General features: G+C 43.2%; 9 protein-coding genes and 2 tRNA genes. 4 read left to right on the top strand and 7 right to left on the bottom strand.

The genetic code is table 11. From position 1 onward, the window contains the following. Nucleotides 1-383: 383 nt before the first annotated feature. Nucleotides 384-1994 carry an AAA family ATPase gene (locus tag U5K35_RS08640; RefSeq protein WP_322571056.1) on the top strand — a complete coding sequence of 537 codons (1611 nt, stop codon included), beginning with the start codon at nt 384-386 and terminating at the stop codon, nt 1992-1994. Between the two features lie 226 nt (nt 1995-2220). Here U5K35_RS08640 and U5K35_RS08635 read toward each other — a convergent pair whose 3' ends face one another. Further along, on the bottom strand, nt 2221-2739 hold the full coding sequence (locus tag U5K35_RS08635) for a fasciclin domain-containing protein (protein ID WP_322571055.1): 519 nt from the start codon (nt 2737-2739) through the stop codon (nt 2221-2223). Nucleotides 2740-3123: 384 nt separating this feature from the next. Continuing rightward, nucleotides 3124-3837, bottom strand: a complete 714-nt coding sequence (locus U5K35_RS08630; RefSeq protein ID WP_416221607.1) for a protein-L-isoaspartate(D-aspartate) O-methyltransferase — start codon at nt 3835-3837, stop codon at nt 3124-3126. A 246-nt stretch (nt 3838-4083) separates the two neighbouring features. On the opposite strand from U5K35_RS08630, the gene U5K35_RS08625 reads away from it, so the two are divergent. From U5K35_RS08625 to U5K35_RS08615, 3 genes are all read left to right on the top strand, one after another. Continuing rightward, on the top strand, nt 4084-5817 hold the full coding sequence (locus U5K35_RS08625; protein ID WP_322571053.1) for a Na+/H+ antiporter NhaC family protein: 1734 nt from the start codon (nt 4084-4086) through the stop codon (nt 5815-5817). Between the two features lie 653 nt (nt 5818-6470). After that, nucleotides 6471-6545: transfer RNA gene (locus U5K35_RS08620), tRNA-Thr, on the top strand. Between the two features lie 199 nt (nt 6546-6744). After that, nucleotides 6745-6817, top strand: a tRNA-Arg gene (locus tag U5K35_RS08615). Between the two features lie 624 nt (nt 6818-7441). On the opposite strand, the gene U5K35_RS08610 is transcribed toward U5K35_RS08615, so the two are convergent. The 5 genes from U5K35_RS08610 to U5K35_RS08590 all read right to left on the bottom strand — a co-directional run bounded on the left by U5K35_RS08610 (nt 7442) and on the right by U5K35_RS08590 (nt 11431). Then, entirely contained in the window at nt 7442-8359 is a 918-nt protein-coding gene (locus tag U5K35_RS08610; RefSeq protein WP_322571052.1) for a DUF697 domain-containing protein, read from the bottom strand. A 42-nt stretch (nt 8360-8401) separates the two neighbouring features. Beyond that, a complete protein-coding gene (locus U5K35_RS08605; RefSeq protein ID WP_322571051.1) occupies nt 8402-8617 on the bottom strand; it encodes a hypothetical protein in 216 nt (71 codons plus the stop codon). Nucleotides 8618-9232: 615 nt separating this feature from the next. Next, nucleotides 9233-9931, bottom strand: a complete 699-nt coding sequence (locus tag U5K35_RS08600; RefSeq protein WP_322571050.1) for an ABC transporter ATP-binding protein — start codon at nt 9929-9931, stop codon at nt 9233-9235. Continuing rightward, nucleotides 9928-10740, bottom strand: a complete 813-nt coding sequence (locus U5K35_RS08595) for a DUF5687 family protein (RefSeq protein WP_322571049.1) — start codon at nt 10738-10740, stop codon at nt 9928-9930. The genes U5K35_RS08600 and U5K35_RS08595 overlap by 4 nt, the downstream gene beginning before the upstream one ends. After that, nucleotides 10712-11431: a DUF5687 family protein gene (locus U5K35_RS08590; RefSeq protein ID WP_322571048.1), complete on the bottom strand. Its 720-nt coding sequence runs from the start codon at nt 11429-11431 to the stop codon at nt 10712-10714. Before U5K35_RS08590 ends, U5K35_RS08595 begins: the two co-directional genes overlap by 29 nt. Between the last annotated feature and the right edge of the window lie 7 nt (nt 11432-11438).

The raw sequence follows: 11438 nt of genomic DNA, 5'->3' as shown, positions 1-11438 counted from the left end.
ATCTCACTACACACTAAAAAATCAAAAAATATTTTTCTCCTGATTATGAACTAAAATTGTGACTCCTTGAGTTTTTTTTGGAATTTAGATACGTAATGCGTTTACCAGTTGGTTTTAAAATATTGAAATAGTCCCTCCGTCGGCTGACGGAGGGAAAGCGATCCCGAAAGCTTTCGGGAGAGCAGGGGGATGACCACATAAGTATTGATTTCACCCAAATTTTTGGTGTTTGGCTTAAATCAAGTAATTATCATCCCCCAGCTGTCGGAGGGACACTTTCCAATAAAATCTCAACCGGTAAACGCGTATATATAATGGTTGATGCATCCAAAGATCACTGGAGAGACCTGAAATTAAATATTTAAAAAAGGGCTGATAAAATCATGAGCAAATCCGGCAATGAATCAGAATCAGTAAACAGCTTGTGGGAGTTCCTTGAGCAAAAGGAAGCATATCCTCATCAACCTGAAAGTGTTAAGCACATTCAGACACACATTTCTCATGTGTTTATGGTCCCTCCTTTTGTCTATAAATTTAAGAAGCCCGTTGATTTCGGTTTCCTCGACTACAGCACCCTCGAAAAGCGTAAGCACTTTTGTGAACGAGAAGTAGAACTCAACAGAAGACTTTGCTCCGGTATTTATCTGGGTGTTGTTCCCATTTCAAAAAATGGTGATGGATTTTCATTCAATACAGAATCCCCTGGAGAAATTGTTGAATATGCCGTTAAAATGAACCTGCTGGATGGAAAGTATTTCCTCTATTCCTATATAGAAAATGATACACTTACCCTGAAGCATCTGGACCGGGTTGCTGAAAAACTGGCGAATTTTTATCTGAAACAGGATCCGGACGATGATGTTCTTCAATATGGTGAAATTGAACAGATCCGGTTCAACACCGATGAAAACTTTCAGCAAACAAAATCATTCATAGGTAAGACAATCAAAAATGAAGAGTATCAGGCCATTAAATATTTCACCGATCGCTATTATAAAAAAAATCAATCCCTTTTTAACCGGCGAATAAATCAGAAACGAATCGTGGACGGCCACGGGGATCTGCACCTCGAACATATTCACATCGGTCCCGAAAGCATCTGTATTTATGACTGCATAGAATTCAACGAGCGATTTCGCTGTGGCGATCTGGCTGCCGATCTGGCCTACCTGGCTATGGATCTGGATTTTCAAGACCGCCGGAATGAAAGCCGATATTTTATTGATCGGATGACTCAAAAACTCGATGACCCTGACTTATCCAAAATCATCGAATTTTATAAGTGCTACCGGGGATATGTAAAAGGAAAGGTAAAGAGCCTGCAAAGTGCCGGAGATGAAAATTCTCCGGAGAAGCGGAAAAAGCTGCAAAAAACAGCTACCGATTATTTTCATCTCTCCCTGCGATATGCGCTTTTGGGATCACGGCCTGTAGTACTGATTTTTATGGGGCGTATTGGTACAGGGAAAAGTACGTTAGCCGAACATCTCTCTAAAACTTTGAGTATCGATCATTTCTCATCCGACCGCACACGAAAAAACCTGGCGGGCCTTCCACTGTATGAACGTTCAAATCCTAAAGAACGGGAGAAACTTTACTCGGCAGAGATGTCTGAAAAAACATACGGGCATCTTTTTGAGAAAATCACAACAGTTCTGGAATCCGGGAAGAGCGCAATACTCGATGCAACATTCAGCAAGAGATCAAACCGACAGAATTTGGTTAAGCTGCTTGAGTCTTTGGATGCCAATTACATGTTTATTGAAGCTCAGGCTTCTGACGAAACCATCATTTCCCGATTAAAATCCAGGGAAAAAGAGAAAGAAGTTGTCTCCGATGCGCGATTGGAAGACTTTGAAAAGCTTTCTGCCGGCTATGAATCACCTGATGAGCTCATTGCCGACCAACTTCTTAGAGTAAGTACTCAAACCGATCTGCCCGAAACTTTTGAAACTCTATACAGAAAAATGATTGACCATCACCTGCGGAAATAATTTGAAATGAGGAAATTCAAAGAGCAGGATAGACTGAAAGGAAGCTCTACTCACATTTAGATTAACCTGAGTTCGATATAATTTTATCGATAATCGTCAGATTGAGGCATCTTTATCTCTAACTCTCATTAGATTTTGAATAGTGAAGTGTAAGGGGAATCGTATAAACAAAAAAAACCCGACTCTCTCAAGCCGGGCCTCTTTAACCAAAACATTTCTTTGAATTTTAGTATCCAGAATTGTCTTGTGGTGGCAGTATTACAGCATCAATCACGTGAATAACACCGTTGGATGCATCAATATCAGCAGCTTCTACATTCGCGCCATTTACTCTGACACCGAAATCACCCAGTGTAATTGTTACTTCAGAACCTTCAACAGTTCCGGCTTTCATACCGTTACTCAGGTCTCCTGACATCACTTCGCCGGAAATCACATGATAGGTTAAAATTTTCACCAGCTGATCCCGGTTCTCTGGCATCAATAAGCTTTCCAGAGTTCCATCAGGTAGTGCTTCAAACGCAGCGTTTGTAGGCGCGAAAACCGTAAAGGGTCCGTCGCCTTTCAGAACATCAACCAATCCGGCTGCTTCGATAGCGGCAACAAGAGTTGATAAATTGTCTGTATCTTGCGCAATGCTCACAATGTCGTGATTGTCGTCATTCTGTGTTGAAATACTGTACGGTGCCATGGCTATAAAAAACGTAGCCAGTACTAGCGTACTTATCATTATAATTCGTTTCATAAATCGTATCTGTTTGATTAGGGTTAAGGATCTGACATAAAATTATTTTGTATCAGATTGGCTAAATAACATCTAAAAAACGGATGGGCGTTCCTTACCTTAAAAAATAACTACTACCTATTGATTTGACGCTAAACAGTTGACACAACAGATACTAACCCTCAAAAATAGATTTTTAACAAAGATTAGATTTGCGCGAATTATCCACTCTCAATCTCTTTAATCGCACTTTTTTTAGAGTTTTTCTTTTATTCAGATCAGTATAGAAGGAACGATTAGCTGATTTCCTGTAACCTCTTTTACTGGAACCGGATAGCATCTGAAGTGTAAATGATCTTTTATTTTTCCCGGATAATTCAGGAGCAATTTGCTGACTCAATGTTATCAGTCCCAGCCTTTCTCTCCAATCAATGGCACAAATTTAAAGTGATTCAGTCTCTCCTCTTTGAACTCATCCTCACCGGTTCGTGTAATTCGTATCATCACCTGGCTTTTCTGATCTCCAACCGGTACAACCAGCTTTCCTCCAATTTCCAGCTGCTGTTTCAGGTCTTCCGGCACTACGGGCGCACCGGCCGTAACTACAATTCCATCGTACGGTGCGTAGGCACTCCACCCCAGAGAGCCGTCACCCAATTTTAAATGTGGACGGTAACCAAGCTCCTGTAAAATCTCTTTGGCATTCAGGTAAAGTTTTTCGTGACGCTCAACACTATACACTTCTGCACCCATGTGTAACAGAATAGCCGCCTGGTATCCTGATCCGGTGCCAATCTCAAGAATTTTATCACCCTTTTTCACTTCTAGAAGTTCAGTTTGTGCAGCCACCGTGTACGGTTGAGAAATAGTCTGACCATTGCCAATAGGAAGCGCTGAATCTTCATAAGCCCGATTTTCAAAAGCCGTATCAACAAAGATATGCCTTGGAACCGAGTTCACGGCCTGAAGCACATTCTGATCTTTTATCCCCTTCTCTTCGATTTTTTTCACCAGCTGTGCCCTTCGCCGGCTAAATCTTTTATGTGATCTGCTACCCTTAGTCAATGAATTACCCGTTTTAAATATTCCTTTTATTGTGGATGCCAATATATTAACCATTCGCGTTCTAACATATCAAAATATGGAATCACTGTCACGCTCACACCAATATTGAGCTTTGCTTAATGTTCAAATCCCAAACCCCTGCTCTACATTTGATAGCTTTATAAGCTTTTAGGGATCTGACGAGCTAACAAAAATTTACCCATTCACGGCATATTCCACTTATCTTGGATATTTAAATTGTATTTAATGTCAATGCTTGTATTTTCACTTCTGAAAAAAGATTATCCATAACAGATCGTGATGAAAAAATTTGGCTTTGTAACTCTCTTCATTCTTCTCTCTCTGCTCGTATTTGGATGGCTCGATGTCCAGGCATGGGTACAAACCGAAACTGACGGCAATGGTTACTTCGGTACCTGGATTAGCTTAATCCCTCCCATCGTGGCCATCGGTTTGGCTCTGATTACCCGTGAGGTTGTTTTATCACTCTTTGCAGGAATCTGGATTGGCGCTCTTTTCGTGGTCAACCTGAATCCATTTGAGGGAACGGCTCAATCCCTGGATCTGCTCGTAAACGCTTTGGTGAACGCCGATCACATCGCTATTATCGTATTCAGTATGCTGCTGGGAGGAATGGTTGGAGTGATGTCGCGCGGTGGCGGTACACAGGGAGCTGTTGATATACTCGGTAAGTTTGCCACAAATCGGAAGAAAGGACAGCTTCTATCTTGGGCATCCGCACTGTTCATCTTTTTTGATGATTACGCGAATACGCTCATTCGCGGTAATGCGTTGCGCCCGATGACCGACAGGCTGAAAATCTCACGGGAAAAACTGTCCTATATTGTGGATTCCACGGCGGCTCCGCTGGCGGTGAGCGCCGTAATCACCACCTGGATTGGTTTCGAAATCACTCAGATTCAAAACTCCCTTTCCGGAATCGCTGAGATTACTGCTGATCCTGAACTTTCTGCTCAGCTGATGGCCGGGGCAGATAACGCATTCACGATTTTCCTGCACTCTGTTCCCTATCTGTTCTATCCTATTCTGGCACTCGCTTTTGTTTTGATGACGATTTTAATGAAGCGGGAATTTGGCCCCATGTACGATGCTGAAAAACGGGCTGCATCCGGCGGCGGTGTGATTCGGGAAGGTTCCATGCCCGCTACAGACGTAAGTCTTTCCAGTCTTCAGCCAAGGGAGGACAAACCCAAAAGATGGCAGAATGCCGCATTCCCTGTTATTTCGGTCATTCTGGTTGCTCTTTACGGACTCTACAGTACAGGAAGCGCCGGTCTCGAACCCGGCCAAGGCGGGTTAACCGCTATTATTGGTAATGCCGATCCTTTTGCTGCCCTGCTTTGGGCATCGTTTACAGGGTGTATAGTTGCCATTGGACTGGTTGTTTTTCAAAAAATATTAACTATCAATCAGGCATTGGAATCCTGGGTTGGAGGAATGCAGTCTATGCTGATGGCTGTGATCATATTAATTCTGGCATGGGGACTTGGCGCGGTAACTCAGGAGATCGGAACCGGCACCTATCTGGCCGGACTTCTGGAAGACACCTTGCCGCTCGAACTTTTGCCCGGCCTCGTCTTTTTTATCGCTGCAGTTACCGCATTTTCAACCGGGACATCCTGGGGAACCATGGCAATTTTATTTCCTGTGGTTGTTCCCCTGGCCATCGCGATGGGTGCCGGAGTCGGGTTTGCCGGTGGTGAGAACTACGGAATTCTGCTTGGAGCGGTCAGCTCCGTTATGGCCGGAGCCGTATTCGGGGATCACTGCTCGCCCATTTCTGACACAACCGTACTTAGCGCCATGTCTTCTGCCTGTGATCTGATAGACCACGTTAGAACGCAGCTACCATATGCGCTGGTTGTTGCATTTGTGGCATTGGCAGTCGGCGAACTCCCTGCAGCTTTTGATTGGATGCACCCGGCCTGGGGACTTCTTGCCGGATTAATTATCCTCTATTTCATCTTGAAGTTTTTTGGGAAGAATCCGGAAGCTGACGTAGCGGAAGCTTAATTTCTGCCATGGTTTTAAAGGTTTGATTTTGCGTTTCCATAGAAACCGTGAGGGTCGCACCTCCGGTGCTTATTGAGATTTAAAGGAGCATTTATTCTACCCATATGCTGTCCCTAGCGGGACAGTATTAATACTGTATTCCCTACCTTCAAATATCCAGGCCTACATAATCCACATTTACACTTATCAAGGGTAGATCATTTGATTTTCATAAATGAATGAGATAGATCTCAAATCCACGTCCCTCTAGGGACGTAACATGGGTAGAAACGAAATGAACCATGCCCATTTAATCAGCGTGCCGTAGGTACGCAACTCTGATAAGAGCCGCACCTGCGGTGCTATGAGATAGAATTAGATGTTCTCCATTTCTACCCATATGCTGTCCCTGACGGGACAGTTCCAACACCCGGCCAATCAGGAGATAAATGGGCATGGAATGCAATAGTTCATATTTAAAATTTTACAAACATTCTACTCTCCCTAGCTTCTCAACCTAACGTCCCACTAGGGACGTAACATGGGTAGAAACAAAATGAGCCATTCCCACTTAATCAGCGTGCCGTAGGTACGCAACATTCTCGTACCATATTGATTGTTTTCTGACTCTTGTTCTAAACTCCTAATTCTTGTTATCTTAAGCACTCACAAAAGCCGGAGTAGCTCAGGGGTAGAGCAATTCTCTCGTAAAGAATAGGTCGTCGGTTCAAATCCGATCTCCGGCTCCATTTACCGCAAGGGCGCAAAGTGCGCGGAGTGTTGTGTATGGTGTTCTGTAATTGATTTTATCATCGTAAACAGCTTTTTAATGATTCACTTGATATTGCATTTAAAACAAAGCTATTGATTGCAAAAACGACTCACTAACGCTCAAGAGGCCAGAAATTTAAACCCTCTCCACAGCCTTTGCGCCTCTGCGGTAAAAATGACTCCGTAGTTCAACAGGATAGAACGAAAGCCTCCTAAGCTTTAGATCTGGGTTCGAGTCCCGGCGGGGTCACAATTTCGATTGAGTCGCACCTGCGGTGCTTGAGGATGAATGGAGATGATTTTTTCTACCCATCTGCTTTCCCTAGCGGGACAGTTTCGATATTAAATTCTCTACATCTTCATTGGCCAAACTCCATGTGGAACTCAATAATTTGGCCTATCGGTACAACACTCGGTTTATAATGCTCTGTCTAAGATACTTCGGGTTGAGCTCAATCCCACGTCCCGTTAGGGACGTAACATGGGTAGAAACGCAATGAACCATGCCCATTTAATCAGCGTGCCGTAGGTACGCAATCCAACAGAGTCGCACCTGCGGTGCTTGAGAATGAATGGTGATGGTTTTTTCTACCCATATGCTGTCCCTAGCGGGACAGTTTCGATATTGAATTCCCTACATCTTAATTGGCCAATATCCATGTGGAACTCAATAATTTAGCCTATCGGTACAACACTCGGTTTATAATGCTCTGTCTAAGATACTTCGGGTTGAGCTCAATCCCACGTCCCGTTAGGGACGTAATATGGGTAGAAACGCAATGGACCATGCCCATTTAATCAGCGTGCCGTAGGTACGCAACCCCGAAGAGCAACACAATAACCCAACTGATTCCGCCGACCGGCTGGTTAGCAACTACTCTTCCTGATCTTTTTTTCCTCTCCGAAACGGTTTGGAAGCCAGTCTCAACGGGGCCTTGCCAATATGGTTTACTACAATCTTAGTTCCATTATACACAATTCCCGCCAGCATTTTAGCGGCCTCCGCCGTTGCTGAATTCCGTATCGACTGCCGGCGTTTTTTAACCAGCGTACCGCAATACTGCTGTGCAACTTTCCCCACCCTCAAGGTCAAAAACGCATTCGAGCTTCCGGTAATCACCGAATTAATGACCATCGAGGTTCCGGGTACAAATGAGAGTACCGAGCCAATCCCCTGCGACATGGATGATTCAACAATTTCGTAATACTCCGCCTCATCTATGCTGCTGGCTATAAATGCGGTCACCATCACATTCGTGTATAAATAGCTCAAATCCTTGATCGTCGGGCGCTGAGCATAGATATGGGCAATTTCCCAGATCAGACGAAACTGGAGCCCCAGTATAAAGAGTGCATCCAGCGCACCGTTTTGCGAAATAGCCGTGGTAATAAACGCCCGGTTTGCAGTTCGCTTAATCGATTTGTCAGATTCTTTATTCAATAATCTTATTGCCTCCTTAACATCATCCACGCCGGACACCTGATCCATCTTAACAATAGGATTCTTGCTCAATCGCCCGGATAGCTCTTTGATGTAGTGATCGAAATCTGCACCTTCATCAGATTCAGGAGGAATCAGCCTGTCGGGAAGTTTGATATAAAGCCAAATCGGAGCAAAAATTGCAGTTGCAGCAATCAACAAAAAAACCACCAGTGAGATCTGTCCAAACACCGGGTGAATGTCTCCCAAATAGTTTGCAAACTGAATGAGCTGATTGATTATCACAATCAGTATAAGTGCAGAAAAGGCAAATGCGGTGATAGTTAAAACTCGTTTGATCTCTCTTTTCATTTCAGCTGCATTTTTAAATTTAAATAATCTTTACCAAAATCATTATTCATCCAATCTATCCCGGTAAAACCAATACACATATCCGCAGTTGTCGCAGATTTTATTAATCGCATCCCGGTTCAACCAATCGAAACTGAAGAAACTGGCTCCTCGCGTGTTCATTAACGTTCTGCGCGTCCAAAACTGATCGTGCTCACAAATCGGACAAGTGATTTTCTTTCCATTGACAGTAAAATCTTTCACTTCCTTTTTTGCCATGATTTAATTTTTTAAATGATAATTGATTCCGATTACAATGTAGTCTTAATTAAAGAAATTTTTTTAATTGAAAACCTGTCGGGGGTAGGCTACTTGTTTTTCAAAAGATAATCTAGCTGTATTTGCTCATTGCCATCCGAATGGAGATCTCTCCACTCTCTCTATGTTCGATCGGTCGAGAAGACAGGGGCATTTGTAAAAAAGGCATGCAGAGGCAAACGCATCGAGAGATCTTCATATTATAATTCCGTGCCTTTCAAGAGGAGATGTCTCGGCTCCATTCGTCGCTGACGCTCCTCACTGTGCTACCAGTGACAGATTGCAAGCAAAAACATTTTAAAGGCTTCGAAATCCCCTCTCGAGAGGGGACCGAATCACAAAACAGCGCGAAGCGTTGGTTTTGTAATTCAGGGGTGTGTTCGAATAAGGCCGTGAAACGGAAAACCTGTTCTTCTCCAGATCAACGTATGCAACACACCCCTCGCTAAACTCACCCGGCTTCGCCGTTTCGTTTGCGCTTTTCCCCTCTCGAGAGGGGATTATACAGTCTGTCATCTCGAGCGAAAATCTTCGAAGCGGAAGCGGAGAAGATTGAAGTCGAGAGATATCCTTTAATCACCGGTCAAAATAATCAGCCAGGGCGCCGGCCATCACCTCTTTTTCATCCTTGAGATCTCGTAGCACATGGCCTTTTTCGAGAAGAATGATTCGGTTACAGATATCAGTCACATGAATCAGATCGTGACTTGAAATAAGAAATGTAGTGCCGTTTATTTCGCGCTCATCCGTAATAATTTTTTTGAGCCGGTTCTGAGACGTCGGGTCCAGATTTTCAAACGGTTCATCGAGCAGTACTACAGATGGAGCTCCCATGAATGCAGCAGCAATACCTACTTTTTTGATGTTTCCTTTCGAGAGATCCCGGATATACTTTTTCTTTCCAAGAATCTCTTCATTAAACAGCGGAGAAAACTTTTCAAGGTGGTTCTCCATATCCTGCTCACTCAACCCAAAAATCTTCCTGAGTGTTTCGAAGTACTCTGACGGAGAAAGAAAGGAGAGCAGCATGTGTTCGTCCAGATAGCAACGGACATAAGTTTTCCATTCCTCCGTCTTTGTTACATCTTCCCCGTTGATAGTAACCTTGCCTGAAGATGCACGGATAAGATCCAAAATCAGACGAAAGAGCGTTGTTTTGCCTGCACCGTTGTTGCCTACAAGTCCAAAACACTCCGACTTATCAATCATAAGTTCCGTGATATTCAGAGCCTCATCGGATCCGTACATCTTTTTTAAATTCTCAACTTTTATCATGTTCCCTGCCTGAATGATGATGATATTTTATGGCGCCTGGCCTGTAATTGTCTAACGTTGTATGAGACTATCTTTTCATAAAAGATGATTCCTGTAAGTCCAAAAAGCCCTACAGCAGCCATTGCCGAGTAGGAATCAAACAGAATGCTTACAGGAGCATAAATAACATATGGAAGTAGAAAAAACGGAATGCCCATTAGAAACTGTGCGAACCCGATGCCTTCGTAGTTGAACATTGCTCCTTTATTAATGTCCATCGGCTTAGGTTCCCAAAGCGACAACCTTACAATAACATGAATACCAATTCCTACACTGTAAAGAAGAGCCACCGTGTGAAATATCACGATCTGCCAACCGAAATATACATATGGAAGAGAGAGTAGATACAAAAAGAGAATGAAAACAATTAGAAGCAGTAGCTTCCCGCGAACAAGCGCCTCAAGCCCGTTTTGCTTAACCATGAAATAATCAAATGAGTTGGCGTTCCAGCTCAGAAAAAACTGACCGTAATTAATGAAGAAGACGGAGATAATAAGTATACCCACAAAAAGATAGACTGCGGAAGCTTCCATCACTGGTCCCTCTGTACTATACATAAAAAACCCATAGAATATGGCTACAAATGATAATATGAGATAACCACGACTTTTTTTATGGCGCAGGATCAATTTCAGCTCCATATCGGCGTAAGTGCCTGCCACACCAAATCGGCTGAAGAGATCTCTGCCGGCACCGCTCATAAAAGCAAAACTCTGCTTTGTGACACTGTCAAGATAAGCTTTACCGAGATATCGCCGGTAGACGAACATATAACAAACTAATACAAACAACAATGCTTACGATCAGCGGAACAGGTCCCAATAAAGAGAGATTAAAAAAAGGAGCGGTAATTTCACCGAGATTGATGACATCAAAGTAAAGCAAAAGAAAAGGCGCAACGGTTATAGTAAAAACTGACACTGTACCTATAAATCGTTCATCATTCACCTCTTTTAGCCAAAGCACAAGATTATGCATGGCGATGCTTAAAAAGAATAGAGTGGCAATCCACAATGACGAATAGAGCGGGCCATAAACCGGGTTGATATCAGAAATAGTAACCGGCACGAAAAGGATTATCACCAGAAGGGAAAAGGGCGAAAAAAGGGATCGCGCCAGCAAATAGTGAATTATCCCGGATTTTTTAATGGGCAGGTGGAGAAAGCTATTGAGATCAAAAAGCGGCTTCTTTTGAAATGTAAAGCGAATCAAAAATTCTGCAAGCAGGTAAAATACCGCGCCCTCATTTAGGAACGACGGCACATCCTGAACCTCAAACAAATTCTTCAAAATCAGCCCAAGAAAGACGGCCAGCCCTACCAGATAGAACAGTAAAAATCCAATAAAAATAAACATCAGCAGAGCAGAAACAACGTCTCTTCCAAATGAGAGTGAACGAACTTTCTCGAGTAAAAACAACCTGATAAACTCAGGTGCTATTTGTTTTCCTGATTTAAGCATCACCCAT

Origin of the sequence: Rhodohalobacter sp., from assembly GCF_034521535.1 — a bacterium.
In the GTDB taxonomy this organism is placed as follows: domain Bacteria; phylum Bacteroidota; class Rhodothermia; order Balneolales; family Balneolaceae; genus Rhodohalobacter.
The sequence above is the reverse complement of the archived record's forward strand: the minus strand, read 5'-3'. Positions and strand labels throughout refer to the sequence as shown.